The following is a 26,158-nucleotide window of genomic DNA, read 5'->3' on the forward strand; positions in this document are numbered from 1 at the left end:
ATAGTCGCGCGATGAGAGAGAATACCCGCGGAAGCAGAGAGAATACCCGCGGAAGCAGAGAGAATACCCGCGGAAGCAGAGGAAATACCCGCGGAAGCAGAGAGAATACCCGCGGAAGCAGGGAGAATACCCGCGGGCAGAGAGAATACCCGCGGAAGCAGAGCGAATACCCGCGGAAGCAGAGTGAATACCCGCGGAAGAAGCGGAGGGAATATCCGCGGGAGCAGAGGGAATATCCGCGGGAGCAGAGGGAATACCCGCGGGCAGAGAGAATACTCGCGGAAGCAGGGAGAATACCCGCGGGCAGAGAGAATACCCGCGGAAGCAGAGGAAATACCCGCGGAAGCAGAGGAAATACCCGCGGAAGCAGAGAGAATACCCGCGGAAGCAGAGTGAATACCCGCGAAAGCAGATCGAATACCCAAGAAAGCACATGGAATACCGTGATGAGAATACTTACAATTAAAAATCTCTCATTGTTCTATTAAGAATAATGAGAGTATTTTTTTGCCTATTGTACATTAAATTCAATTGTTGCTGATGGTTTGTACTCCGTTTTTTGTTCATTCGGGTCTTCTGTGTAAAAGCCAGTGCTCCCTTTTACGATATAATGTCCTTTTGGAAAATGACCTTTCATTGTTTGTTTCATAAATTCAACGAGTTTAGGTTCTGAAAATTCGTCGTACACGCCTCCGCTCGTGTAGACCTCTTCGTAGGGCACATTTCTTTCAAGAATACGTGTAATTAGTGGAGTATCCATTACACTAGGTATTTCAAAATTCCGTGTCGTCTCCTGCAAATTAAATAAAAATGGGGAGCCTCCATGGTAAATAGTTACGTTTTGAGCCTGCCCTACATATGTGAGCTTAGCCGTTATTTTTATGGATTCCCCCTCAGTGAAGGTGGGTTTGGAAATAGATAGTTCATAAAGAAAGTCTTCCTGTTGTGAAGTAGCCGTTTGTGAATAGTTCTTACTTGGCGGGGGCTTTAATGCTTCTTTTTCCTGACAGGCGGCAACTAGGAGTAGCATAGAGATTAACAGTAAAAATTTTTTTGGCATACAATCCTCCTTTAGGGTAGTGGACGTTGGGGTAGACAAAATGTTACTAAATTTCCTGTAACATTTATGACATTGCATTCAAATTTTGTAAATGCTATGGTGGTAAATGAGGTGATTTTTTGTGGAAAAATTTGATATTGCAATTATAGGCGCAGGTCCTGGGGGCTATGTGGCAGCTATTCATGCAGCAAAAAGTGGCAAGAAGGTCGCTTTAGTAGAGCGCGATAAAGTAGGAGGAGCCTGCTATAATGTCGGCTGTATTCCTTCGAAAATATTGTTGGAGCATAGTAAGCTTATTCAAGAAATAAACCGTGGTAATGACTGGGGCATTGAAACTTCTACAGTCAATGTGAATTTTCCACGATTGATGAAACGTAAGGATGCTATTATTGACGAGCTTTTAACAAATATTGAGGGCTATATTTTGAGCAATCAAATTACCTTTTATCGAGGAGAAGCGGCAGTATCTAATGACTTGACTGTAACAGTTGATAATGAGAACTTTACAGCAACGGATGTTATTTTAGCAACCGGAAGTAAACCATTTGTACCACCATTTGAAGGTTTAGAAACGTCTTCCTATTATACAACGGATACATTTTTTGATCTTGAAGAACTGCCAAAGCAATTAACAATTATCGGTGGTGGTGTTATTGCAGTCGAGATGGCATTTAGCTTAGCGCCACTTGGAACAAAGGTGACGATGTTAAATCATAGTGAAGATATTTTACAGACGGAAGAGCCAGATGCGCGACCACTTATTGGTGAAAAGATGAAAAAGCTTGGTATTGAGCTTGTGACGGATTTCCAATTTGACCATTTTAATGGCAATGAGATTCATACCTCAAAAGGAATTTATACATATGAAAATCTTTTGTTTGCAACAGGTCGACGCCCAAATACTGAAATAGCTCAGCAACTTGGCCTTGCATTCGATGGTCGATTGATTGCTGTCAATGAGCACCTTGAAACGAGCCAGCCACATATTTATGCGATAGGTGACTTAGTTGGTGGTTACCAGCTAGCTCATTCAGCGAGTGCAGAAGGAATTCATGCTGTGGACCATATTTTAGGAAATAAGCCGGAACTAATTGATCAAACTTTGATACCTCGCTGTGTTTATACACATCCTGAAATTGCGACATTTGGTTTATTGGAAGAGCAGGTGAAAGAACCTTATACGGTTACTCAAATGCCTTTACATACAAATCCTAAGGCATTAATGGAAGGAAATACAGTGGGCTTTATAAAGCTTATTGCGACGAAAGAGGAGGGCCGTATTTTAGGAGCTTGTGTTGTTGCTGATGGGGCAACAGAAATGTTAAATGCTATTTTAGCTACAAAAAATGCTGGTGGCACTGCTCAAACTCTCGCAAATATGATTTTCCCACATCCTACAGTATCAGAGCATATTGGGGATGGTGCCAAAGCTATTTTTGATAAAGCCATTCACCAATAAAGGTCTCAAAAACTACATTCTTCAGCGGAAGGCTATCCTTCTCGTTGGGGGAATGTAGTTTTTTCTTTTAATTTTATGAAGTGAAAAGTAACCAGAACAATACTGTTAAGCCAAATATAATTAGTCCAAATAAAAAGGAGAGCGTTTTAAAAATCACAATATACTTTTTGGGAGCGAATTTTTCTGAAATTAATAATATAACACCAAATACTAAATCAATGAAAGTGACTCCATCCGAAAAATCGTCATCTTCTTCGTATTTTTTAAAAGCAACATAAAATGCGTTCCCAGCAATAAATAATAAAAATAATGAGCTTACAATTAGCATTAATTGACTCATACAATTACATCTCTCCTAATGAAATATCGTGTTCAGCTGCGCAATGTGAACACGCAAAGCTTTCTTGTCTCATGTCATTGATTAAACGCCTCTCCAACAGAGGATGAATGTTCGACATCGCTAGCCTGAACGCTCGTTTGTACTCATTATAATAAGTATTCGCACAGGCTCCAAATAACAAAATCTACCTTTAACAGAACAATTAAAAAATTCTGTTGACTTTGTGTTTTATTATGTTATGTTAATTCTATAAGAATACTTGGTTTTAAATTCGAGTTGGCTAGAAGGCTTCTTTTACGTAACGGATATTCTACGACCTAAAACATAGGAGCCTTTATGCTGTGAAGTTTCATAAGGACTTGAGGAGGATGGAAGATGAGATTAGGATTTTGGTTACCGATTTTCGGAGGATGGTTACGTAATGTAGAAAATGAGAATATGCCTGCGACGTTTGATTATGCAAAACAGGTGATTCAAACAGGAGAAAAACTTGGTTTTGATGCGACGCTTATTGCCGAGCTATATTTAAATGATATTAAGGGCATGAATGCTGATGCACTTGAGGCGTGGTCAACCGCAGCAGCTTTAGCAGCAGTTACTGAAAAGATTGAAATATTAGCTGCAGTTCGGACTGGCTATCATAATCCAGCGGTGATGGCAAAAGTAGCCGCAAATATTGATCAAATCGCTAATGGTCGTTTTACTTTAAATGTAGTTTCAGCTTGGTGGGAAGAAGAAGCAAAGCAATATGGTGGTTATTTTACAGAGCATGGAGAACGTTATGACCGCACAGAGGAATTCATTGATGTTTTAAAAGGTTTATGGACAGAAGAAACGTTCAGTTATGATGGTAAATATTACAAAATAGAAAATGCATATTTATCTCCTAAGCCAGTCCGAAAACCATATCCAAGACTATACGCAGGTGGGGAAAGTGAGCGCGGTAAAGAGGCAATTACAAAGTCATGTGACGCCTATGTGATGCATGGTGGAACAGTAGAGGAAGTCGGGGCTAAAATTCAGGAAATGCTTGCCCGTCGAAAAGCAATTGGAAAAGGATCGTTCGAAACTTTCGGGATGGCTGCATATGTCATTGTGCGTGATTCAGAAGAAGAAGCACTTGCTGAACTAGCCCGAATTACCAATGTAGAGGATACAGCAGGGTATGCAGGTTTTAATGATTTCACTAGTAAATCGAAGTTAGAGCAACAAATTACATTACAGGATTATTCAGTTTCAAACAGAGGGCTAAGACCGAATTTAGTAGGTACACCTCAACAAGTGGCAGAGCGCATTTTAGCCTATGAGGAAGTGGGTGTAAATCTACTGCTTCTCCAATTCTCCCCACACCTAGAGGAAATGGAACGTTTTGCAAGAGATGTTATGCCTTTAGTGAAAATAAAATCAGCCATCATACAGTAAGGAGCGATACCATGACTGCAAAAATATATATTATTCATGAAAATGATGAATGGACAATTCATTTAACAAATCGTTTAGAGGAACTAAACCTACCCTATGAGGTTTGGCATTTGGCAGAGGGATTGATTGACCTATCAAAAGAGCCACCACATGGAATTTTTTATAGTCGTATGAGTGCTTCATCACATACGAGGGGGCATACATTTGCACCTGAACTAACGGAGGCAGTGCTCGCCTGGCTAGAGTATCATGGCCGTCCTGTTATTAATGGAAGCCGTGCCCTAAGATTAGAAGTAAGTAAGGTCAATCAATATTTTGCACTTGAAGCTGTTGGTATTCAAACACCTAAAACGATAGCGACAGTTGGTAAATCACAGCTAGTAGAAGCGGCAAGAACAATTGGTACAACACCGTTTATTACGAAGCATAATCGAGCAGGAAAAGGACTTGGGGTACAACTATTTCATTCAGTTGAAGCGTTAGAAGCATATGTAAATAGTGATACTTTTGAGTCACCTATAGATGGTATTACGCTTATTCAGCAATATATAAAATCACCTGATTCTTTTATAACGCGATGTGAATTTGTAGGTGGTAAATTTTTATATGCGGTTCGTGTTGATACATCTGAAGGCTTTGAACTCTGTCCTGCTGATAGCTGTCAAATAGTGGACCAATTTTGCCCAGTAGGTGAAACAGCAACTAAGAAATCAAAATTTCAAATTATAGACGTTTTTTCAGAGGAGCTTATAAAGCGTTATGAAGAATTTTTAGAGCAAAATAAGGTAAGTGTCGCAGGGATTGAGTCGATTATCGATAAAGAAGGTAATATTTTTACATATGACGTGAATACCAACACAAACTATAATGCAGAAGCTGAAAAAGCAGTAGGGAAATACGGCATGTTAGCTGTGGCGAATTATTTAGGTGCTACATTACGTCAATATGAAAAGACATTGAATTTTGCGTAGGGTATGGATTGTAGTGTAGTAACTATGTAAAGGGGCGTGGTAAATTTGATAAAAGCAGTTATTATTAATGGCAGTAATTCGAGAAATTCACGCGTGACGGCTATTCATGATAAGGTGGAAAACCACTTAAAAGCACAAGGAATAGCGGTACACACAAATTATGTACATGAACTGCCAGCCGAGGACTTAATTACGGCTAATTTTGCAAGTGAGGCTATTATTTCAGAAAATAAACAAGTTGAAGAAGCAGATATTATTGTACTTTTGACGCCTATTTATAAAGCTTCGTATTCAGGAATACTAAAAACTTATTTGGATTTGCTGCCGCAAAAAGCATTGCATGGAAAGATCATCTTACCAATTGCTGTAGGTGGCTCTATTGGACATTTACTCGCATTAGAGTATGCATTAAAACCAATATTAGCTGTTTTAGGGGCTACAATTATTGCACAATCTGTATATATTGTTGATAAACAAATTATTCGACTTGAAGATGGAAGCTTTGCCATCGAGGAAGAAGCTATTAACCGACTTGATGTAGAATTGAAACAATTACAGCAAAATGTATTAGTAAACTGAAAGATCCATTTAGTATGAAGTTAGCCCATCACCATAACATTTTCTGTTCCTACTAGGCGCTTTCCTAGGGCCAAACGTGCGAAAGCGGAGCGACAGCAACAAATGTTTTCTGTGCGAAAGCGGAGCGACAGCAACAAATGTTTTCTGTGCGAAAGCGGAGCGACAGCAACAAATGTTTTCTGTGCGAAAGCGAAGCGACAGCAACAAATGTTTTTGTGATTTTAAGTATATCTTTGCCGTATTGGCAGGGATATACTTAATTTTATTTTAGGCAAGGATATACTAAATTACTTATTAAATAATCGGTTATCTTAGATACGAACGATAGATGTATAACTTTTTTTAACAGCTGTACCTTAACCAATACATTTCCCCCTATTTCTTTGGCTTATTGCATAAGACACTCTTCCATCTTCTAGTGCCATGTTTTAATCTAATAAGATAGTAATTATCGTAAAATTTGGTACAGCTCATTAAGACTTTGTATTTCATAAGTCGGGACAATTCCAGTATGATTCGGTTTCTTTGCAGAATTAAGCCAACATGTATCTAATCCTGCTAACTGTCCTCCTTTAATATCCGCACTTAAGGAATCACCGATAATTAATCCTTTCTCCACAGAAAAATTAGAAATTCGTGCAAAAACATAATCGAAGTATTCCTTCATTGGCTTTTGATAACCCGTGTCTTCAGAAACAAAAATATCCTTAAAGAATGAATGTAATCCCGAATTACGCAGGCGTTTATCTTGCGTTTTGGAAACACCGTTTGTGACAATATATAAATCATATTCGCTTTGGAGATCTTGTATTAGTTCAAAGGCTCCATGAATAAGCTGATCTCCTTCTTCTAAATAACTACGATAATTCTGTTCAAACAAAGACCCATCAACTTCTTGGCCGTACTTCTCAAATAAAATTGAAAATCGAGTATTCACTACCTCATCTCGGTCTATTTTTCCTTCTTCAAAGGATTTCCACAGGCCTTGATTTATTGTTTTATAATGTGCTGTAATTTCATTAGTTAAAGGGATTTTTTGTTCCTCAAAGAGTAAATGTAACGCCGTTCTCTCAGCTGCTTTAAAATCTAATAATGTATCGTCTACATCAAATAGTAATGTTTGATATTTCTTCATGTTGCTTCTCTCCCTTTCCTCTATAAAAATATGCTTTTTCTTTTGTTCTCAAATAAATCGTATCACTTCTTCTTGTACAAAGAATAGGAGATATCTCATACTAAATGAGAGGTAAAAAAATGAAAATCGAAAAAAACGAGATGCTTTTTTTCATATACAGAAGTTCATTCTTTAAACGAAGGAAAAGAATTACCATATCTTTATTACCTCGCAAAAATATCCAAATGGAAAAACTTCCTTAAAAACCTTGGGAAGTTTGGAAGACAGATTCAATATAGTATGTATGACGTAAATTTAAATAATTAAAGAAAATTTATCTGTATTGATTGACCTTACCCTCACAGGAACCTTTATATTTAAAGTATTACACAACAGGAGGCGATTGTTATGCTTTCAATTGGTGAGTTCTCTAAAATATCATATCTCTCTGAAAACGCTTCACCACTATGATGAAATTGGTCTTCTAAAGCCTGTTTGCACAGACTCTCCAAGCGGAATCGTTACTATAATATTTATTGGAAACAGCATTTTGATTACACGCTTAACTTAGCGCGAAGTTTGTACGGATTATTAATGTTTGAATTTATTCAATTTTTTTTAACGACTACGTTAAGGTCGATGAAGTTTCTCGCAGCACGCATAAGCAGCTCGACTTCTTGAGCATAAATGGCGGGGGCAAGAGCCGGTAAGGAGTGAAGAAAAATGAGCATATATGTTTGGTTTAAATATATCCATATCATGGCTGCAATCATCATGGTTGGTACGACGATAACCAATGGTCTTGCCAAAATGTTATCGGATCGCACCGGAAATGTACATCGAATCGCTTCAGCCATGACGTTCACCATGTATTTTAATAAAATTCTCATGTTTCCATCTTTAGTTGTTTTAGCGATCAGCGGCATCGGGTTAACCGCCATCCTTCATCGTTCTTTGTTAGAAGGGTGGATTTTCCAATCCGTGATCATGCTTATGGCTTTGTTCGCACTATTTGGGATTGGTTTGCGGTACGAGCGCCGGTTGCACCGCATCGCCTTGCATTCGGAAGAAAACAAGTGGCGCGAGATGCCAGACGATTATTGGAAATGGAGCAAAATATCGATCCCGATCGGCTTTTTGGCCATGACGGTCATTTTGCTTGCGTTATACTTGATGGTCGGGCAGAGAAGCCTTTTTTAATTTTTTTGTAGGGGAGGTTTCCATCGTGTTTTTCTAATTTATACCTATTTGGCGAAGTACAAAATAGCGCATTATAGGATATAACCTCCTATAACGCGCTATTTTTAATTAACTTCAGGTTCTTCTTTTTTCTCAATCGGTGTTGAAGAGAGATATAAGAAAGCCTCATCTTGCAATAGCAATAATTTTTCTTCACAAACACCGTGCGCTAATGGTCCAGAAAAAATAGACTCCCACCAAGTTCCTGTTGTTGTTGTCATTCATCTACGCCCCCATTTCAATTTTTCAATATGTAGTTGTAAATTTCCCGAAATCACAAAACCGTCTACAGTTCTAATTTATTCTTTACATATCCCCCATTTAAGAAAGAGGAATTTTGGTTGTCAATGTTGTATCGTATAGACAAAGATAGTTTGTTTCGAAATGAAAAAACTATGTATGCCATTTTAAAAAAAGGGGTGCTTTTAGGATGAATTTTACGACGCAAGATGTAGAAAATATGATTACAGAGCAACGTCAATTTTATTTTTCTCGAGCGACGAAGAGTACAAAATTTCGAAAAGAGCAATTACTAAAACTGAAGAAAACGATTTTAAAATATGAAAAAGAAATTTTGAATGCTCTGTATTTAGATTTACGAAAGAGTGAGTTTGAGGCATATGCAACAGAAATTGGCATTGTTTTAGATAGTATTTCTTATATGGTAAAGCATATTGAAGAATGGATGAAACCTGAAGCGGTAAAAACACCGATTCAATACCAGATGGGAAAAAGCTTTATTGTCAGAGAGCCATATGGCGTAACATTAATCATTGGTCCATTCAATTATCCATTCCAACTTGTTATGGAGCCATTAATCGGTGCAATTGTGGGTGGTAATACGGCTATTGTAAAACCATCAGAAACATCTGTGCATACAGCAGCAATCGTTAAAAAAATAATTGAAGAAACATTTAATCCTTCATACGTGCGTGTTGTGGAAGGCGAGAAAGAAGAAGTGACGGCACTTATTCATGCGTCCTTTGACTATATATTTTTTACAGGGAGTGTGGCAGTCGGAAAAGTTGTTGCAAAAGCAGCAGCGGAACGATTAACACCAATTGCCCTCGAACTTGGCGGGAAAAGTCCCGCAATTGTCGATCAAACAGCCAATTTAGAAGTAGCGGCGAAAAGAATTGCATGGGGTAAATTTACAAATACTGGACAAACTTGTGTGGCACCAGATTATGTCTTTGTCCATAAAGATGTCTATGACCGATTTATGAAAATATTGAAGGAAACAATTCGTTCCTTCTATGGTAAAAATGCAATAAAAAGCCCTGACTACGGCCGTATTGTCAGTCTAAGACAATTTGATCGTTTACAACAAATTATTGTAGAAGAACGTGATGCCATTACATTTGGTGGTAGAACAGATCGTGATGATTTGTATATGGAGCCTACCATTATTGAATATGTGAAATGGTCAAGTCCTTCGATGCAGGATGAACTATTTGGTCCGATTTTACCTGTGATGATGTATGATGATTTACCGCTTGCCATTCACCAAATTCGTCAGTTACCAAAGCCTTTAGCGGCGTATTTTTTCTCCGAGCATGAGAAAGCGATCCAGTACTTTTTAGAGGAATTACCATTTGGTGGCGGATGTATTAATGATACGATTACACATGTGGGAAATTTACATTTGCCATTTGGCGGTGTCGGGTCATCAGGGGTAAAAGCATATCACGGGAAGGCCAGTTTTGAAAACTTTACACATCCCAAATCAATATTAAAAAAATCTTCTAAGTTAGAGACGAATGTTCTCTTTCCCCCTTATAAACAAAAGGTTAAGCTTGTGCGAACTATAATGAAATAGTAAAAGGAGGTGTCGAATCCCTAAAGATTCTTGACACCTCCCTTTTTGAGGTATCGCTGAAACAGAGGAAATTAGGCTAAGACCTTCACATCCTATGAAAACACCTGACCAACATCGTGTTGTTGTTGCTGACGCTACGTTGCACTACGCTTTCGCACAGAAAACATTTGTTGCTGACGCTTCGCTTTTGCACAGAAAATATTTGTTGGCCTAAAACCTCTGAACGCAATTATGCAGAGGCATAATTGATACAAGCTCTCCGAAATATATCTGCCAACATACATGAATCAATTCCGATTGTCGATAAATGTTGATTTTTAATAAGCCAAGTTATTTTGAGCGCTCAGATTAAATATTGGAGATGCCATTTATATAAGTTGATCTTCGTTCCGGCTAGGTGACTCCTTGGGGATCAGCAATAGAGGAACGAAGGCAAAAACCATCACATCCTGTGATACGGAAATCAACTCCACGTTATGGTGAGGAGGCAAATTTCGATGAAATATTAAAGATATATTAAAATGATAGCGTTTTCATCGAAAAAACGTCTTAACAAGCATTTTCTTTATGGGCGAATAAGTAGTAAAATGAATTCAATAGAATGTGGGGGTATTCATCTTGTCATTTCTTGTCGAATAAACAGCAAATGATGAAATGAATGTAGAGATTGATTGGAGGACTATGAAATGTATGCAGAGGAATTGTTGAATGCATTACCTTTGAAAAAAATAATTGGAGTGTTACCTGACCAAGTGAGTGATATAGTAATTGATTCACGAAGTGTGCAACCAAATAGTATGTTTGTTTGTATAAAAGGTTATACGGTAGATGGTCATAATTATGCACAGAAAGCTGTTGAAGGTGGCGCAACAATTGTTGTGACAGAACGACAGTTACCATTAGGAGAAACGATTGCGCAGGTCATTGTAAAAGATACGGATCGAGCAGTCGGCTTGTTAGCTGCAAAGTTTTTTGACTATCCATCAAAAGATATGACAATGATTGGCGTAACGGGAACAAATGGGAAAACATCGGTAACAGGTATTATTCAAAACATCATGCATGGTATGGGCGAGAAATCTGCACTATCAGGGACAATTGGCTTTAATTTAAATGGTATTTTATATGAATCAGCCAATACTACAAGCGATGCATTATCGACTCAACAAATGATTTTCCGTGCAAAAATGGAAGGCTGCCGATTAATGACTATGGAGGTGTCTTCACACGGTTTAGCACTTGGACGTCTAGCTGGCGTAGATTATGATGTAGCTATTTTTACAAATCTTACACATGATCATCTTGATTTCCATGGAACGATGGAGGAATATGGCCATGCGAAGGGCTTATTATTCTCTCAACTTGGACAAGACTTAGAAAAGAATAAATTTGTCGTGTTAAATGCCGATGATGCTTGGTCAGAGCGCTATGCAGCGATGACACCATTTCCAGTATGGACATATGGTTTGGAAAATGAAATAGCTGATTTCCGAGCTATTAACTGTGAGTATCATGATTTCATGACTTCTTTTGACGTTGAAATGCCAGAGGGAATATACCATGTGAAAATGCATTTACTTGGGGAATTTAATATATACAATGTGCTTGCTGCTATGGTTGCTTTTTATGGTCGTGGTTATTCAATAGAATCAATTATTGAGCAAATTGAGCAATTACCACCAGTAAAGGGACGCATGGAGAAAGTTTGCTCAGATTTACCAGTGCAGATGTTTATTGATTATGCACATACACCTGATGCAATTGAAAAGGCGATTTCTTCAGCTCAACCATATAAAAAAGGCAAGCTTATTTTCTTAGTTGGCACAGGCGGCAATCGTGATAAATCGAAACGTCCAACAATGGCAGAAAAGGCATCAGCCGCTGATTACGTTATATTAACGACAGATGACCCGCGCTATGAAGAATACGATAGTATTACTGGTGATCTTGCCAAAGGGATGTTACACGAAAATTATGCATGTATAGGAGACCGTGCTGAGGCTGTGCGCCATGCGATTGAGATTGCTGAACCAGGAGATATAATTATTTTTGCTGGTAAAGGCCATGAAGATTATCAAATTATTGAGAATACTAAATATCCACATAGTGATGCGGATATTGCAATAGAAGCTGGCCATTTAAAATTTGTATAATAGATGATCTCCAATAAGGATGTTAGAGCGTACGATAGTGTGAACGTAATGCATGCAATCATGCGATAAGTTCACCATACTTAGAAACCCCTTTTAGTAATAAGGGGTTTTCTTTTTGGGTTAACATGAAGGTGAAAGTCTAATGATTATCATCGGAATGTTTGAGGGAGCTATCTGCATTGGGCCTCGCCAAGTATTCAATCGAAACCTCTTTTTTGGGGAATTCATGTAAAAAGGTTGTAAGAAAGGCAAGTCTTCTTTTATTATTAGTAAGTATGAAAAAAGGAGAATGACGAGATGAATTCAAATTTAGAAAAAGATATATTATCACGTCGAACTTTTGCCATTATCAGTCACCCTGATGCTGGGAAAACGACGATTACAGAAAAGCTTTTACTATTTGGTGGTGCGATTCGTGATGCCGGTACGGTAAAAGGGAAGAAAACAGGTAAGTTTGCAACATCTGACTGGATGGAGATTGAAAAGCAACGTGGGATTTCTGTAACTTCTTCAGTTATGCAATTCGATTATAATGGATCACGTGTCAATATTTTGGATACACCAGGACACCAAGATTTCTCGGAGGATACGTATCGTACATTAATGGCGGTGGATAGTGCTGTCATGGTCGTGGATGCTGCCAAAGGTATTGAAGCACAAACTTTAAAGCTGTTCAAAGTTTGTAAAATGCGTGGTATTCCGATTTTTACGTTTATCAATAAACTTGACCGTCAAGGGAAGGAGCCACTTGAGCTGATTGAAGAGCTTGAGGAGGTACTAGGCATTAACGCTTACCCAATGAACTGGCCAATTGGTATGGGTAAAGAGTTTCTAGGTATTTATGATCGTTATAATAAACGTATCGAGCAATTCCGTTCTGATGAAGCGGAACGTTTCTTGCCAATTGATGAAAATGGGGAACTTGCAGTCGAGCATCCGATGAAGGTGACTTCTTATTATTCACAAGCAATGGACGATGTTATGTTGCTTAACGAAGCGGGTAATGAGTACTCGGAAGAAAAAATTCGTCGTGGTGAATTAACACCTGTTTTCTTTGGTTCTGCTTTAACAAATTTCGGTGTACAAACATTCCTTGAAACATATTTACAATTTGCACCGACACCACAGCCTCGCATTACTGAGAATGAACTATTTATTGATCCAGTTGAGCATGAGGAGTTTTCAGGCTTCATTTTCAAAATTCAAGCGAATATGAACCCTGCACACCGAGATCGTATTGCCTTTGTGCGTATCGTATCAGGTAAATTTGAACGTGGCATGAACATGACTTTATCTCGTACAGGTAAATCATTCAAAGTGACACAATCTACACAATTCCTTGCGGATGACCGGGAAACAGTAGATGAAGCAGTAGCTGGTGATATTATCGGTTTATATGACACAGGTACTTATCAGATTGGCGACACAGTCGTAGGTGGCAAAAAGACATTCCAATTTGAAAAACTGCCACAGTTCACTCCGGAGTTATTTGTTCGTGTTACTGCGAAAAATGTTATGAAATCTAAGCAATTCCATAAAGGGATTTTACAATTAGTGCAAGAAGGCGCCATTCAATATTATAAAACATTGCATACAGAAGAAGTTATTCTTGGAGCAGTTGGTCAATTGCAATTTGAAGTTTTTGAGCATCGTATGAAAAATGAATATAATGTTGAAGTGAGAATGGAGCCAATTGGTTCGAAAATTGCAAGATGGATTGAAAACGAAGAGGATGTTAAAGAATCAATGTCTTCAGGTCGTTCAATGCTTGTAAAAGACCGTTTTGATAATTTTGTTTTCTTATTTGAAAATGAATTTGCTATGCGTTGGTTTGCTGATAAAAACGAAAACATTAAACTGTATAGCCTTTTATAATAAAAAACACGAATCGACATGTTGCGATTCGTGTTTTTTTACAAGGAAAATTGGAACTATATGTAGAATATATACAGTATTGGGGAATATAAGCCTCATCAGCATAACGTGGGTTGATTTCCGTTCCGACTGGGCGCTTTGTTGTTGCTGTCGCTACGCTTTCGCACAGATAAAACAATTGTTGCTGTCGCTACGCTTTCACACAGAGCAGAGCTTCCTGGGGGCGTCCGATGAGCCGCTTGGGCCAACAGATGTTTTTTGCGCGAAAGCGAAGCGGCAGCAGCACCGATGTTGGTCACGAAGGCGTTATCACAGGATGTGATGCTCTTAGCCTTCGTTCCCCTACTTGCTCGCTTCAGGGTCTCATCTGTGACGCTAATCCCCAAGGAGTCGCCCAGTCTCCACTCCAATCAACTTACATATGGCATATGCTTTAACAAATTGCATCTCCTAATTTTGGCGGTGAGTTATATTTTAAACCTATAAAAAATGGAGAAGTTTCTAAATTCATAAAATATTCTGCTTTTTGGGTATTATAGAAAGGAAGAGATTAAAAGGAGCTTGTAATAATGAACATTAGTAATTTTTCTATTAAAAGGCCTGTTTTTACAATAGTTACGATGCTATTAGTCATTATATGAGGTGGCGTTTCATTATTAAAAATACCGATTCGCTTATTCCTGAATTACGTTCATCAATAGGCATCGTTGTTACCAATTATCCTGGTGCAAGTCCAACATAGGTTAATGAGAAAATAACGAAGCCTTTAGAAACAACACTTGCCACCTTTCCTGGGATAAAAAAACTACAGTTTACCTCTCAAGAATTGCCGAGGCATAATTGATTGGATAAAACAACAAGGAAAAAGCGGTAAGTTTAGGGGGGATGAAAGATGGGGGTTCATTTTTTTACAGGTTTTCCGGGTTTTATTTCAAGTCAATTAATACGAGAGTTATTTCGAAAAAATCAATCACAGGAAGTAATCACTATTGTTTTAGCTGGCGAATTAGTAAAAGCAAATTTAGCAAGAGCAAATATACTGGCAGAGTTTCCTACCTGTTCTATTCATATTGTAGAGGGAGATATTACATTACCAAGTCTCGGTCTAGAAAACCAAGCTGTACAGGAAATTGTACCTCAAATAGAGGTGCTCTGGCATCTAGCTGCAATATATGATTTAGCCGTACCACGCGATATCGCATGGAAAGTAAATGTGCATGGTACAACTATGGTCAATGATTTTGTTCGGACACTTCCGAACTTAAGACGCTATATGTATTTTAGTACAGCGTATGTGGCAGGAATACGTGAAGGTATTTTGCGTGAAAATGAATTAATTCGCCCGCATGCATTTAAAAACTATTATGAGGAAACAAAATATGAAGCTGAGCATCGAGTGGAGGATTTGAAATCAGAAATACCACTGACAATTATTCGACCTGGTATCGTGCGTGGACATTCCGAAACAGGAGAGACGATTAAATTCGATGGGCCTTATTTCTTTTTAAATATGGTGGATAAATTAAAATGTCTACCTTTTATCCCGTATATTGGTCAATCGAAATCTACAATAAATGTGGTGCCAGTGGATTACATTATAAACGCTTCGACTTATTTAGTTGATGAAAAATGTGCTGAAGGGAAAACTTTGCATCTAACGGACCCAAATCCGCATCCTGTGCAGGAAGTGTATCGGACGATGGTAAAGTTATTAACGAACCATTATCCTAAGGGACGATTACCGGTAACACTAGCAAGACTATCTTTGCAAGTGCCACTTATTCGACAAAATCTAAGGGTTGAGCAAGAAACTTTAGATTATTTAACTTGGGATGCTAAATTCGATACATCGGAAGCAGTTACTATTTTGAAAAAAGGTGGTATTACATGCCCCGACTTTATACAGACTATGCCTAGAATGATTGATTTTTATTTAGCGCATAAAGAAGATAAAAGTTATCAAATTCAAATAAGGTGACTTCAAGTAGTAATTCACGAGAGTTGAAGCAAGCGGCTCAATGCTCGCCCGCAGGAAAACGAGTAGCCCGCAGTTGAAATCAGAGCCTTCTCTTATATAGTAGAGGTAGGAAATTTTGCTACCCATATTTGATAGTGCTATAATAAGTTTACAGAAGAAATACCTTCGACGTTTTGTCAAAGGGGAGTAGCTAACAGATACGAGCGATGTATCTGGATTACATTCGTCATTACATGGTTTTTACCATCGGGTGTGATAAGCGAATAACTCTATACTAGTACTACTAGTAATAGAGAGGTGCTGATGAAGTGTCAGTTATGTATTTGCTAAGCGAGACCTTTGCCTTTTTATAGAGGCAGAGGTCTTTTTCTTTTGAACTCGTATAGTAATGACTGTTTTGGGTATACAGAGCTTTAGAGGAGGCACATGAATGGAATCAATTGTATTACAATACGGTTGGGTACTTATTGTACTTGTAGTATTAGAAGGGTTATTAGCTGCAGATAATGCAGTTGTAATGGCTGTGATGGTGAGGCATTTACCACAAGAACAACAAAAAAAAGCACTGTTTTATGGTTTATTCGGCGCATTAATTTTCCGATTCTCAGCACTCTTTGTCATTACAGTATTAGTGAATTATTGGCAAATTCAAGCGTTGGGAGCAGCTTATTTATTATTCATGTCCGCCAAAAATATATATGACTTGCGTTATAAAAAGGATTCAGAAGAAGAAGCTAACGAAGAAGTGGGGAAAAAGGGCTCCGGTTTTTGGATGACAGTGCTTAAGGTAGAGGCCGCGGATATTGCATTTGCTATTGATTCTATGCTTGCGGCAGTTGCCATTGCTGTAACTTTACCAGAGTTAGGAAACTTTGATATTGGTGGCATTAATGGTGGACAATTTATCGTCATGTTACTTGGAGGGTTTATCGGGGTTATCATGATGCGATTTGCGGCACAATGGTTTGTAAAAATATTAAATGACTATCCTTCACTTGAAACTGCTGCGTTTTTAATTGTAGGCTGGGTAGGCGTGAAGCTTGTTGTATTAACTTTGGCACATGAGAAGGTGGGTGTTTTACCTGCAGAGTTTCCACATTCAACTGTGTGGGAGTTAACTTTCTGGATTGTACTAGTGGCCATCGCATTAGTAGGTTATTTAGTGGGAGTTCGTTATAAAAATAAAGCTCAATAATCATTAAGAGGAATAGTCGTACTATTCCTCTTTCTTTTTTTAAGTATTTTTCCTATACTAATATCTATCGAGTTTGGCATCATATAAGGAAGGGGTTGTCAAAGTGCCCTGGAAAAGATCAAAAAATAGACTTGTTACACCTTTTCAGGTGCTTGTCTCTTATTATTTTATAGCTATAGCGATTTCCTTCCTGTTACTACGGCTACCAGGCGTTCATCAAGAAGGTGTTAATGTTTCGTTATTAGATAGCTTGTTTACGGCAGTAAGCGCAGTTAGTGTAACAGGTTTAACAACATTTAATATATCTGAAAGCTATACAACATTTGGACTCGTGATGGTACTTGTCATTTTACAGCTTGGGGCAATTGGCATTATGTCACTTGGTACCTTTGTCTGGTTACTTGTTGGGAAAAAAATAGGAATGCGTGAGCGTCAGTTGATTATGATCGACCATAATCAATACAATTTGTCAGGGGTTGTTCAATTAATTCGGGAAATATTGAAAATCTTAATCGGTATTGAAGCGATGGGTGCGCTTATTTTAACTTTACACTTTACAAAATATTTCGATACTTTTGAGGAGGCCATGCTGCATGGTGTCTTTGCCTCCATTTCTGCTACTACAAATGGTGGCTTTGATATTACAGGTATGAGTTTACTTCCATTTCATAACGATTACTTTGTTCAAGTAATAACGATGGTATTAATCGTACTTGGTGCGATAGGCTTCCCAGTATTAATTGAAGTGAAATCGTATTTACTTAATCGCCATGCAAATTTCCGCTTTAGTTTATTTACAAAGATAACAACCTCCACATATGCAATTTTATTTGCGGTAGGGGCTCTCGTTATTTTATTGCTTGAATCATTCCATTCCTTTAAGGGAATGTCTTGGCATGAGGCTCTTTTTTCTGCAATGTTCCATTCTGTTTCAACACGATCAGCTGGACTTACGACATACGATGTCACAACTTTTAGTGAAGCGACAGATATTTTTATGAGTTTTTTAATGTTTATTGGTGCTTCACCAAGTTCTGTTGGTGGTGGGATACGTACAACAACGTTCGCTATGGCTATTCTATTCCTAATTACCTTTTCACGAGGAAGGGAAGATATTCAAGTATTCGGACGTGAAATACATTTAATCGATGTATTCCGCTCGTTTGTTGTTATTTTATTGGCATTCTTTATGGTATTAGTTGCGACAATTATTTTACTCATTACTGAGCCACACGCATCACTGATTCAAATTATTTTTGAAATTACATCAGCGTTCGGAACGTGTGGGATGTCTTTAGGGATCACCTCTGATTTATCTGTAATTGGTAAAATTATCATTATGATTTTAATGTTTGTTGGTCGTGTCGGTTTAATCTCCTTCCTTTACACTCTTGGTGGTGGTGGTAGAGGCAAAAAATCAAGTTATCACTATCCTAAGGAACGTGTAATTATTGGGTAAAGTACTAAAAAATTAAGAAAGAGCTAATTTAGCTCTTTTTTAATTTCCTTAATATTTATATGGTACCTAAAAACAAGGATTTTAAGGAACTTCATTTAGATTACCTTAGTAGAAAATCTATTCATAAAAGAGTCTTAGATTGTTTAATTGACAAAAAAACTGCTGGTGCCACAAAGTTGTCAAAAAATTTTAAATTGTTTTTCCTGATTATTATGGTTTATTAATAGGTAATATTTACAAGAGTAGGGTGTTAGTGGGTTGAGGATTTCGTACTAAACTTTTTTAGGGTAATGCCTCTAAGAGCTTCTGTTAAGCGTAATAAAATTATGGTTTTTTCTGACAATATGGTCGATTAAAAAAGTAATTGTTTGGTTTCACTTTTAGGTAACTGATAAATTTAAGAATTTTTTATGAATGAAAAAACGCTAGTCCTAATTTTATTAAAGGACTAGCGTTTCTTATTAGATAGAGTTGATTGTTGCAAAATATGGTGCTTGACCGTGACGGAAGTAAGTTAATAGATAGCCGTTTTTTTGTACAATTTTGCCTTTTGAGAAATTCTGGAAATCTATGTGGTGTGGAATAATGAGCGTATGTTTAAACAACTCTTTTTCAGATAGATTGAAGTTGGCGAATGCCTCACCTGCAATTGCAGGGTTTTCACGTAAAGCATTATAAAGTGCTTTTTGTTGTTCCTCTGTAGGGCGCTCCTTCCACCATAATTTACGTGGCTGGAACTGTTGAATCATTAAATAATCTAGTTGCATTAGGCTTTGAATGATAGTTAAATCAGCACCCTCTACAGTTTCTAAAAACATTAATAAACGAAGGAATAAATCCTCGAGCTGATGACCAATACGCGACCAGCCTTTTGTTTCCCAATAAGTACCGAAGTTTTGGAAGAAATCAAATGGTGTTTCAAAGACTTCCGTTACTAAATATTCAATCGTATGATCCATACGGTGATCGTTCCAGTATTTCTCAAGTACATCCTCAGCATGTTTAATGCGTACAATATCATCAAATGTTAAGACATTGTTTGAGAAGATCTCGTAAGGAGATTGGTCCACATACGTATAGCCGAATTTTTCCGCTTCTAGACGCAGGCCTGTACCACGCAGAAGCTTAAGGAATCCAAGCTGTAATTCTTCTGGTCGCATTGCGAAAACATCATTAAAGGTTTGACGGAAGCTTGCATAATCCTCCTCTGGTAAACCAGCGATTAAATCTAAATGCTGATCAATCTTTCCACCTTCTTTGACCATCGTCACTGTACGCGTTAGTTTTTCAAAGTTTTGACGGCGCTTCACAAGAGTATTTGTTAAATCATTCGTTGATTGAACACCAATTTCAAAACGGAAAAGACCTTTTGGTGCGTTATCATTTAAAAACTGGATAACCTCAGGACGCATAATATCTGCGGTAATTTCAAATTGGAATACAACCCCTGGCTTATGTTCATCGATTAAAAACTGGAACATTTCCATTGCATAGCTGCGGCTTATATTAAATGTACGGTCAACAAATTTGATAGTACGTGCACCATTGTCCATCAAGAATCGAATATCTTCTTTTATTTTTTCTCGGTTAAAATAACGAACCCCTACTTCAATAGAAGATAAACAAAATTGACAGCTAAATGGACAGCCTCGACTTGTTTCAATATATTGAATTCGTTTGCTTAGATGAGAGCGGTCCTCCTCAAAACGAAATGGACTTGGCAATTCACGTAAATCTATTTTTGGTGCTTGTGCGTGAATCCGTACTTTACCATCCTCTAAGTAACAAATCCCTGGAACATCCTCCAATGCAATTTCTCCATGCAAATGGCGTAGTAACTGTTTAAAGGAAGTTTCTCCTTCACCCATAACAATAAAATCAACCTCTTCAATTCTACGTAACCAATGGTGAGAATCGTAAGAAACTTCAGGACCTCCGAGCAAAATTTTAACATTTGGACAGACAGTTTTTAACATCTTGATGACGTGAATAGTTTCTTCAATATTCCAAATATAGCAACTAAATCCTACAATATCAGGTTTTTTTTGAAACAAATCTGATACAATATTAAAAGCAGGATCTTTAATTGTATATTCTGCAATGATTGGATTAAATTCTGGTAAAGCAGCACCTTTTAAATAACGCAATGCTAAATTTGTGTGAATATACTTTGCGTTTAATGTAGTTAAAATAGTATTCATGCAATAATCTTCCTTTCAATTTCTAATTGTAACAGTCAAGTAGCTGTCGTACAATATAATCCTTTTTGCCTATTTATTTTGTGAACAGTTCGTGAAATATATTTTAAATACTTAAATTTACTAAATTTTGTAATAATAGAATCGTGCAGTCATAAAGTATAGTAAAGGCTCAAAATTCGATTAAGGGGTTTTTTACTCTATTGAAAGGTTCGGTGAGAAAGTTGAAGCAAAATGATATTAATCAATGTTTTGGAAATCTTATGACAAGTACTTCGTCACCAACACTTATTCTTAATAAAGTAGGTAAAATTTTGAACGTGAATGAGGCTGCTAGTAAACTTTTTAACCTCAATTCATCGTATATTGACTATTTAACAATGGACGAGCCATCTAATTTAAATTGGGCAAAGTTCGTTAAACAATTACAAAGTGATTTGAGATCAGAAGAAATCTTCAATATTCGAACAACTGGTAATGAATTTGAAATGATGTCCTTCAAATGTTTTTATGATCCGAACACAGAAGAAATTGTTGCGCAAATTTCAACGTTAAATAATGATGTAGCTCATGAACTATATGTTAGTCAAGAGCAGGAGAGATCACAATCTTTCCATGCTTATGATCACTTACCGTACGCTATTATTGTAAGTGACGCTAGCGGGATTATTCTTGGGCTAAATAAATATGCTGAGATGTATTTAAAAATAGAAAAATCGCAGCTTCTGCATAAGGCACACCAGCACATCTTTGATACATTTACGTTGAAGAAAGGCCAAATTACATCATACCTTTCTAAACTGATGGGTGAAAAGCATGCAAATATTCATGTAGTCGATGAAACGCCAGTTATTAGCCCTTGCTATTATGAAATTTCAAGTATCTATGATGAATATAACAATATTATTGTCACAGTCATTAATGATGAAACAGAAAAGAAACAACTTCAACATAAAGTTGAACATCAGCAAGCTTTAAATGTTGTCGGTCAAATGGCCGCAAGTATCGCCCATGAAATTCGTAATCCATTAACTTCTTTAAAGGGCTTTACCGAATTATTAAAGCTAAATGCTGATGAAGAGTCCCGTATGTACTTATCTGTCATCGATAGTGAACTCCAACGGATGGAACAAATTTTATCCGAGCTTTTAGTATTGTCCAAGCCAACAAGTATGAAAGTGGAATTACTAGAGCTAGATAACATTGTAAAGCAAGTGATTGAGTTTATGCTTCCAGATGCGCTTATGAAAAATATTATGATTCAATACATTTCTCCTTCTACACAAGTATACATTGGTGGCAATGAGAATCGCTTAAAGCAAGTGTTCATGAATCTTATTAAAAATGCGATGGAATCCATGAATAATGGTGGAACGATCACAGTAGAAATGAATGCTGACTGTGCGATTGTAGAATTACTGATTAAAGACGAAGGTGTCGGCATGGACAGTGCTACCCTTCAAAACTTATTCCAACCTTTTTACACGACGAAATCAGCAGGGACAGGACTAGGCCTTGCTTTCGTGAAAAAGGTGATTGAAGAGCATGAAGGTGTAATAGGTGTGAATAGTGAATTACAGAAGGGGACATGCTTCCACTTACAATTCCCAATTTACACATTTAATCAGGTGGATACAATGGATGTGTCCGCGAAAGATTCTGCTTATTTAGTAACATAAAAAGAGTCAATGTGTACCGTAAACGATCATACAAGGCTTAGAATCAAATATTGCTTTTGACAATGCTTTTCTAATATCGCTATAATGGCATGTATAAAAGCGAATTGAAAGGAAAAGGATATGACGTCAGAAGATATAAAGCAATCTTTAAAATTATATATCGTATTATCACGTGCACATAAAGCAATTAATGAGACAACCCAACAATTTTTTCAAGAGAATGGACTAAACCCTACTGAATTTGCTGTCTTAGAGCTTCTTTATCATAAAGGAAGACAGCCATTACAGCAAATTGGCAATAAAATTTTGCTTGCTAGTGGGTCTATTACGTATGTCATTGACAAACTTGAAAAAAGAGGATATTTATTACGTGTTTCCTGTCCGTCAGATCGTCGTGTTACTTATGCAGAAATTACGGACAAAGGTGAAGCATTTATGGGAGAACTATTTCCAAAACACGAACTGCATTTACATGAATTGATGAGTGTGCTATCTATTGAAGAAAAAGAGCAAGCTATCACTTTATTAAAAAAATTAGGACTGTCTATTAAAGATTTGTCTTATTAAAAAGGGTTGTCTCAAGAATTTGAGGCAACTTTTTTATTTAGGTAGTCGCTTTAAAAATGTTAGGGTAATGACAAGGTGAAGCTTAAACCTGTATGCCAAAAAAAATTCTAGAACGCCCCCTTGGAGATTAGCGTCATCGATAAGGGAGGCGTCGAAGGCTAAATGTATCCCACCCTGTAATAACGCCCTCGTGACCGCTCTTAGCCACTCTTTGGACAATCACCCAATTGGAACGGAAATCAACGCAGTTAATGGTATAAACCCTATTTAAAATAATAAAAAGACTGTAGAGCAAACAAGTTTGTCTACAGTCTTTTTTGAATCATTATTTTTTAGAAATAGTTGCTGCCATTTTAAGCATAGCATCTGTTAAATCTAGTTCCTCATTATCGTGAATTGTTAATTTTATAATTAAACCATCTTTTTCAAAAACAACGCCGATTACTTTTTCTTTTTCTTCAGCAAAATTCACAACATAACCTTCAATGTTTTTAACATCTTTAAATGCAGCTAGATCCTCAGAAGATAATGATGATGTATCACCAACAGCATTCATATAATCTTGCATAGTTGTTTTTGCTTCATCATAGCTTGATTGTGACACATCTTCGATACGCATGAATACTTCAGCGTTTTCATTAGAAACTAACATGTCTTTACCTGGTTCTTCTTGAGAAAGTGTAAATCCAGGTAGTTGTTGCATTTTATAGCCTTGATCAGCGCTTTTTGATTCGCTTGCTGTTTCAGTTTTGTCTTTGCCTTTTTGTACATAGTTAACTTCTTGTTTTGTTTTAGTTGCACTATCTTCATTGTCTGTAGTGTCTTTATTTGTTTCATTGGTTGTAGGCGTTTCTTGTGAGTCATCTACCGCTTTATCCGTAGATGATGGTTGTTGCTGTTGTTCAGTATTTGATGGCTCATTTTTTTGAGCATCAGAATCCTCTGTTTTGTCAGAAGTATTACATCCTACGACTAAAACAGCTGTTAATAATAATGCGGGTAGAGAAAATAATTTTTTTTCCATGAAAAGCCCTCCTTTTTTAATTAAACGTTGGTAAAGAGAAAATGTTTCCAAATTTTAATGTTATTATGTTAAAGGTAACACTAAAAATAGGAGTAGTACAAACACTACATGGGATACAATAACAAGTGGCATACTCTTACGCCATTCATATAACAAGCCCCAAATAAGGCCGGTTACAAGTGCAGCAATCATACCAAGTATAAAGCCGCTTATTGCAATAGAGATTGCACATAAAATCGCTGTTACAATGACGGCAAAAGTAGGTCGCATAAAGCGTTTTAACTGTTGTTGAACATAGCCACGCCAAAAGAGCTCTTCACCAATAGCAACAATGAATACGAGTAAAATATAGTGCCAAATATTCTGTGGTCCATAATTTGCTAAAAACTTTTGTACTGATTGTACCGATGAAGCATTAATATATGGTGCAAGCCAATAGCCAAAGCGTATAATACCGTATGTTATTGTACCGTATCCAATACCGAAAAGTAAAAATTTCCATGTTGTTAACTGATCTTCAATTTTACCAGCTAAAATTGCAATCGCAATACATACAAGTAAAGTAAATGCATATAGGTACCAAAATACAGCTTGGTTAGCAAAGGTAAAAGCAAGCATGCCATAAACGAATAATAAAGAAAGGAGCCATATTATTGTTTGTTTCGAATTTGTAAGCATCATTCGACCTCCATGCTTTTAATTTTAACAAAAAAAAAGTCCCATATCATCTATAAAGACAAATAGGGACTATTCAGACTATTGAGCTTCATTTGTATATAAAATTTTGTAACGTTTATGGTTGACGACCGTCTTTTCTTCAATTTCAAGGGAATCGAAATTCTCCATGTATGTTAAATCAACGATCACCGAATTTTCATTTACTTTTTCGACTATACCTTGTAAGCCATCTTTAAACTCGATAATATTTCCAACTTCAGCTATTTTCACAGACAGTCAGCTCCTTCATCGACTAATAATATACAGTTTGCATGAAAAAATGGGAAACGTAAAGCCTTTTTTGAATAATTCATAATTAAAGACACAGAATGCTAAAAAAGAGAGGAATAGAAAAATGGAAAAATACGAAAATATGCTTAAACAATTACAAAACGGGGAATTAAAAAGTATAGAGATAGAAAAGGAACACTTTTATGAGTTTCGAGAAGTACTTGTAAAACATCCTTTATTTAAACATTTTAGAGGTGAGGCCAAACAAAATGGACGCGTAATCTATACTTATCAAGAAGTTCCAAGAAGCTAATTTGTCGAACATTGTCGTAAGTTAATGCTGTAAGAAATGAAATATAAATGTATAATAATGGTATGATTATTTGTGTGTGGAGGGTTATATGAATGGTCAATCTACTCTTGAAACAAATGGAACAAACTCGTGAGATGATGATTCGTTCAGGTGTAGAGAACGGGTTACAAAATGCGAAAACCATTCAACTGAGTCGCAGATTAGATCAGTTAATGAATACTTATTATAGACAGACAACATTTGAAGAAGAAGAAGGTCAAGAAGATTGAAAGAATGTTCCAGTATTCAGAGTATAAAACTTTTTAAATAATATGTTTAAAAAGCAATTTGGTGGGGAATACTTATTTTGAACACAGCAACATTCTCATTTCCCCTTTAGAGCAGTGATACCCCATCTACTGCTCTCTTTTTTTTGTCTTCATTACACCAAGGTGAAATTGATTTACTCGTATATATGCAGCGCATAAAGTTTTTAGTACAAGTTAATAAGAGAAGTTTGAATTATCACACTTATTGAACTACACTGAAAGATGAAAATAGGTGCTATTGGTTAATAATAATTGATCGATAGCCTTGATACAAAGGAGTATGTACATATGGGAAAAGAGAGTATTGCATTTATCGGTACTGGCGTTATGGGTAACTAAGCTGTTACAACAAATTTAGACAAACTATACAAACCTGTATAGAAGCATAGATTTATAACAGAATACCCTTCGTATCAAGCGATTGGTGCGAACTCCACGTTAATTGCTTTTAACTCCTA

24 protein-coding genes and 1 pseudogene are annotated in these 26,158 nt (G+C 36.9%); 17 read left to right on the top strand and 8 right to left on the bottom strand.

Features of this window, described 5'->3' with window-relative positions; all coding sequences use genetic code 11:
• Positions 1 to 488 (top strand): hypothetical protein (locus ACFXN8_RS23075; protein ID WP_386847826.1); only part of this gene is annotated, 488 nt, incomplete at its 5' end.
• Between the two features lie 23 nt (positions 489 to 511).
• On the opposite strand, the gene ACFXN8_RS23080 is transcribed toward ACFXN8_RS23075, so the two are convergent.
• Positions 512 to 1,060 carry a hypothetical protein gene (locus ACFXN8_RS23080; RefSeq protein ID WP_386847827.1) on the bottom strand — a complete coding sequence of 183 codons (549 nt, stop codon included), beginning with the start codon at positions 1,058 to 1,060 and terminating at the stop codon, positions 512 to 514.
• 121 nt (positions 1,061 to 1,181) lie between these two features.
• On the opposite strand from ACFXN8_RS23080, the gene lpdA reads away from it, so the two are divergent.
• On the top strand, positions 1,182 to 2,519 hold the full coding sequence (gene lpdA, locus ACFXN8_RS23085; RefSeq protein ID WP_386847829.1) for a dihydrolipoyl dehydrogenase: 1,338 nt from the start codon (positions 1,182 to 1,184) through the stop codon (positions 2,517 to 2,519).
• A 73-nt stretch (positions 2,520 to 2,592) separates the two neighbouring features.
• On the opposite strand, the gene ACFXN8_RS23090 is transcribed toward lpdA, so the two are convergent.
• Positions 2,593 to 2,859 (bottom strand): hypothetical protein, encoded by a 267-nt coding sequence (locus ACFXN8_RS23090; protein WP_386847830.1) that lies wholly within the window; start codon positions 2,857 to 2,859, stop codon positions 2,593 to 2,595.
• A 375-nt stretch (positions 2,860 to 3,234) separates the two neighbouring features.
• On the opposite strand from ACFXN8_RS23090, the gene ACFXN8_RS23095 reads away from it, so the two are divergent.
• Genes ACFXN8_RS23095 through ssuE form a run of 3 tightly spaced genes read left to right on the top strand, consistent with a single transcriptional unit; the run spans position 3,235 to position 5,831 of the window.
• Complete coding sequence (locus ACFXN8_RS23095; protein WP_386847831.1) at positions 3,235 to 4,281, top strand: LLM class flavin-dependent oxidoreductase; 1,047 nt, start codon at positions 3,235 to 3,237, stop codon at positions 4,279 to 4,281.
• Positions 4,282 to 4,292: 11 nt separating this feature from the next.
• Entirely contained in the window at positions 4,293 to 5,252 is a 960-nt protein-coding gene (locus ACFXN8_RS23100; RefSeq protein ID WP_376071544.1) for an ATP-grasp domain-containing protein, read from the top strand.
• Between the two features lie 45 nt (positions 5,253 to 5,297).
• Positions 5,298 to 5,831, top strand: a complete 534-nt coding sequence (gene ssuE, locus ACFXN8_RS23105; RefSeq protein WP_386847832.1) for an NADPH-dependent FMN reductase — start codon at positions 5,298 to 5,300, stop codon at positions 5,829 to 5,831.
• A 448-nt stretch (positions 5,832 to 6,279) separates the two neighbouring features.
• On the opposite strand, the gene ACFXN8_RS23110 is transcribed toward ssuE, so the two are convergent.
• Positions 6,280 to 6,966 (bottom strand): YjjG family noncanonical pyrimidine nucleotidase, encoded by a 687-nt coding sequence (locus ACFXN8_RS23110; RefSeq protein WP_376071552.1) that lies wholly within the window; start codon positions 6,964 to 6,966, stop codon positions 6,280 to 6,282.
• A 702-nt stretch (positions 6,967 to 7,668) separates the two neighbouring features.
• On the opposite strand from ACFXN8_RS23110, the gene ACFXN8_RS23115 reads away from it, so the two are divergent.
• A complete protein-coding gene (locus ACFXN8_RS23115; RefSeq protein ID WP_386847834.1) occupies positions 7,669 to 8,145 on the top strand; it encodes a DUF2269 family protein in 477 nt (158 codons plus the stop codon).
• A 104-nt stretch (positions 8,146 to 8,249) separates the two neighbouring features.
• On the opposite strand, the gene ACFXN8_RS23120 is transcribed toward ACFXN8_RS23115, so the two are convergent.
• Positions 8,250 to 8,405, bottom strand: coding sequence for a hypothetical protein (locus ACFXN8_RS23120; protein ID WP_376071560.1), 156 nt, complete (start codon positions 8,403 to 8,405; stop codon positions 8,250 to 8,252).
• 209 nt (positions 8,406 to 8,614) lie between these two features.
• Between ACFXN8_RS23120 and ACFXN8_RS23125 the strand changes: the two genes are divergently transcribed.
• From ACFXN8_RS23125 to ACFXN8_RS23155, 7 genes and pseudogenes are all read left to right on the top strand, one after another.
• Complete coding sequence (locus ACFXN8_RS23125; protein WP_386847836.1) at positions 8,615 to 10,003, top strand: aldehyde dehydrogenase; 1,389 nt, start codon at positions 8,615 to 8,617, stop codon at positions 10,001 to 10,003.
• 686 nt (positions 10,004 to 10,689) lie between these two features.
• Complete coding sequence (locus tag ACFXN8_RS23130; RefSeq protein ID WP_386847838.1) at positions 10,690 to 12,156, top strand: UDP-N-acetylmuramoyl-L-alanyl-D-glutamate--2,6-diaminopimelate ligase; 1,467 nt, start codon at positions 10,690 to 10,692, stop codon at positions 12,154 to 12,156.
• A gap of 297 nt (positions 12,157 to 12,453) precedes the next feature.
• Complete coding sequence (locus tag ACFXN8_RS23135) at positions 12,454 to 14,031, top strand: peptide chain release factor 3 (RefSeq protein ID WP_376071563.1); 1,578 nt, start codon at positions 12,454 to 12,456, stop codon at positions 14,029 to 14,031.
• 569 nt (positions 14,032 to 14,600) lie between these two features.
• A pseudogene (locus ACFXN8_RS23140) lies at positions 14,601 to 14,857 on the top strand (efflux RND transporter permease subunit); the annotation flags it as partial.
• A gap of 66 nt (positions 14,858 to 14,923) precedes the next feature.
• A complete protein-coding gene (locus ACFXN8_RS23145; protein ID WP_376078870.1) occupies positions 14,924 to 16,009 on the top strand; it encodes an SDR family oxidoreductase in 1,086 nt (361 codons plus the stop codon).
• Positions 16,010 to 16,439: 430 nt separating this feature from the next.
• On the top strand, positions 16,440 to 17,204 hold the full coding sequence (locus ACFXN8_RS23150; protein ID WP_370045326.1) for a TerC family protein: 765 nt from the start codon (positions 16,440 to 16,442) through the stop codon (positions 17,202 to 17,204).
• 103 nt (positions 17,205 to 17,307) lie between these two features.
• Complete coding sequence (locus ACFXN8_RS23155) at positions 17,308 to 18,663, top strand: TrkH family potassium uptake protein (protein WP_386847840.1); 1,356 nt, start codon at positions 17,308 to 17,310, stop codon at positions 18,661 to 18,663.
• Positions 18,664 to 19,124: 461 nt separating this feature from the next.
• Here the strand turns inward: ACFXN8_RS23155 and ACFXN8_RS23160 are convergent, their stop codons facing one another.
• The gene (locus tag ACFXN8_RS23160; RefSeq protein WP_386847842.1) at positions 19,125 to 20,864 is read right to left on the bottom strand and encodes a B12-binding domain-containing radical SAM protein; all 1,740 of its coding nucleotides are present in this window, start codon (positions 20,862 to 20,864) and stop codon (positions 19,125 to 19,127) included.
• Positions 20,865 to 21,064: 200 nt separating this feature from the next.
• Between ACFXN8_RS23160 and ACFXN8_RS23165 the strand changes: the two genes are divergently transcribed.
• On the top strand, positions 21,065 to 22,540 hold the full coding sequence (locus ACFXN8_RS23165) for a PAS domain-containing sensor histidine kinase (protein ID WP_386847844.1): 1,476 nt from the start codon (positions 21,065 to 21,067) through the stop codon (positions 22,538 to 22,540).
• Between the two features lie 120 nt (positions 22,541 to 22,660).
• Positions 22,661 to 23,107 (top strand): MarR family winged helix-turn-helix transcriptional regulator, encoded by a 447-nt coding sequence (locus ACFXN8_RS23170; protein WP_376078862.1) that lies wholly within the window; start codon positions 22,661 to 22,663, stop codon positions 23,105 to 23,107.
• A gap of 325 nt (positions 23,108 to 23,432) precedes the next feature.
• Here the strand turns inward: ACFXN8_RS23170 and ACFXN8_RS23175 are convergent, their stop codons facing one another.
• The 3 genes from ACFXN8_RS23175 to ACFXN8_RS23185 form a co-directional block, all read right to left on the bottom strand.
• A complete protein-coding gene (locus tag ACFXN8_RS23175; RefSeq protein WP_376078860.1) occupies positions 23,433 to 24,131 on the bottom strand; it encodes a hypothetical protein in 699 nt (232 codons plus the stop codon).
• A gap of 63 nt (positions 24,132 to 24,194) precedes the next feature.
• Positions 24,195 to 24,809 (bottom strand): CPBP family intramembrane glutamic endopeptidase, encoded by a 615-nt coding sequence (locus ACFXN8_RS23180; protein WP_376078874.1) that lies wholly within the window; start codon positions 24,807 to 24,809, stop codon positions 24,195 to 24,197.
• 78 nt (positions 24,810 to 24,887) lie between these two features.
• The gene (locus ACFXN8_RS23185) at positions 24,888 to 25,079 is read right to left on the bottom strand and encodes a YkvS family protein (protein ID WP_053594765.1); all 192 of its coding nucleotides are present in this window, start codon (positions 25,077 to 25,079) and stop codon (positions 24,888 to 24,890) included.
• 124 nt (positions 25,080 to 25,203) lie between these two features.
• Here ACFXN8_RS23185 and ACFXN8_RS23190 point away from each other — a divergent pair, with 124 nt between their 5' ends.
• The gene (locus ACFXN8_RS23190; protein WP_376078858.1) at positions 25,204 to 25,392 is read left to right on the top strand and encodes a hypothetical protein; all 189 of its coding nucleotides are present in this window, start codon (positions 25,204 to 25,206) and stop codon (positions 25,390 to 25,392) included.
• 92 nt (positions 25,393 to 25,484) lie between these two features.
• Entirely contained in the window at positions 25,485 to 25,661 is a 177-nt protein-coding gene (locus ACFXN8_RS23195) for a Spo0E family sporulation regulatory protein-aspartic acid phosphatase (protein ID WP_376078856.1), read from the top strand.
• Positions 25,662 to 26,158: the final 497 nt, after the last annotated feature.

This window comes from Lysinibacillus sp. NPDC059133 (assembly GCF_042755925.1).
Lineage (GTDB): Bacteria > Bacillota > Bacilli > Bacillales_A > Planococcaceae > Lysinibacillus.

What these genes read in the sequence shown, in the direction of transcription:
- ACFXN8_RS23080 (WP_386847827.1), bottom strand. Translation starts at nt 1,060, where the DNA reads ATGCCAAAAAAATTTTTACTGTTAATCTCTATGCTACTCCTAGTTGCC.
- ACFXN8_RS23090 (WP_386847830.1), bottom strand. Translation starts at nt 2,859, where the DNA reads ATGAGTCAATTAATGCTAATTGTAAGCTCATTATTTTTATTATTTATT.
- ACFXN8_RS23095 (WP_386847831.1), top strand. Translation starts at nt 3,235, where the DNA reads ATGAGATTAGGATTTTGGTTACCGATTTTCGGAGGATGGTTACGTAAT.
- ACFXN8_RS23100 (WP_376071544.1), top strand. Translation starts at nt 4,293, where the DNA reads ATGACTGCAAAAATATATATTATTCATGAAAATGATGAATGGACAATT.
- ACFXN8_RS23110 (WP_376071552.1), bottom strand. Translation starts at nt 6,966, where the DNA reads ATGAAGAAATATCAAACATTACTATTTGATGTAGACGATACATTATTA.
- ACFXN8_RS23115 (WP_386847834.1), top strand. Translation starts at nt 7,669, where the DNA reads ATGAGCATATATGTTTGGTTTAAATATATCCATATCATGGCTGCAATC.
- ACFXN8_RS23120 (WP_376071560.1), bottom strand. Translation starts at nt 8,405, where the DNA reads ATGACAACAACAACAGGAACTTGGTGGGAGTCTATTTTTTCTGGACCA.
- ACFXN8_RS23125 (WP_386847836.1), top strand. Translation starts at nt 8,615, where the DNA reads ATGAATTTTACGACGCAAGATGTAGAAAATATGATTACAGAGCAACGT.
- ACFXN8_RS23130 (WP_386847838.1), top strand. Translation starts at nt 10,690, where the DNA reads ATGTATGCAGAGGAATTGTTGAATGCATTACCTTTGAAAAAAATAATT.
- ACFXN8_RS23135 (WP_376071563.1), top strand. Translation starts at nt 12,454, where the DNA reads ATGAATTCAAATTTAGAAAAAGATATATTATCACGTCGAACTTTTGCC.
- ACFXN8_RS23145 (WP_376078870.1), top strand. Translation starts at nt 14,924, where the DNA reads ATGGGGGTTCATTTTTTTACAGGTTTTCCGGGTTTTATTTCAAGTCAA.
- ACFXN8_RS23150 (WP_370045326.1), top strand. Translation starts at nt 16,440, where the DNA reads ATGGAATCAATTGTATTACAATACGGTTGGGTACTTATTGTACTTGTA.
- ACFXN8_RS23160 (WP_386847842.1), bottom strand. Translation starts at nt 20,864, where the DNA reads ATGAATACTATTTTAACTACATTAAACGCAAAGTATATTCACACAAAT.
- ACFXN8_RS23170 (WP_376078862.1), top strand. Translation starts at nt 22,661, where the DNA reads ATGACGTCAGAAGATATAAAGCAATCTTTAAAATTATATATCGTATTA.
- ACFXN8_RS23175 (WP_376078860.1), bottom strand. Translation starts at nt 24,131, where the DNA reads ATGGAAAAAAAATTATTTTCTCTACCCGCATTATTATTAACAGCTGTT.
- ACFXN8_RS23180 (WP_376078874.1), bottom strand. Translation starts at nt 24,809, where the DNA reads ATGCTTACAAATTCGAAACAAACAATAATATGGCTCCTTTCTTTATTA.
- ACFXN8_RS23190 (WP_376078858.1), top strand. Translation starts at nt 25,204, where the DNA reads ATGGAAAAATACGAAAATATGCTTAAACAATTACAAAACGGGGAATTA.
- ACFXN8_RS23195 (WP_376078856.1), top strand. Translation starts at nt 25,485, where the DNA reads ATGGTCAATCTACTCTTGAAACAAATGGAACAAACTCGTGAGATGATG.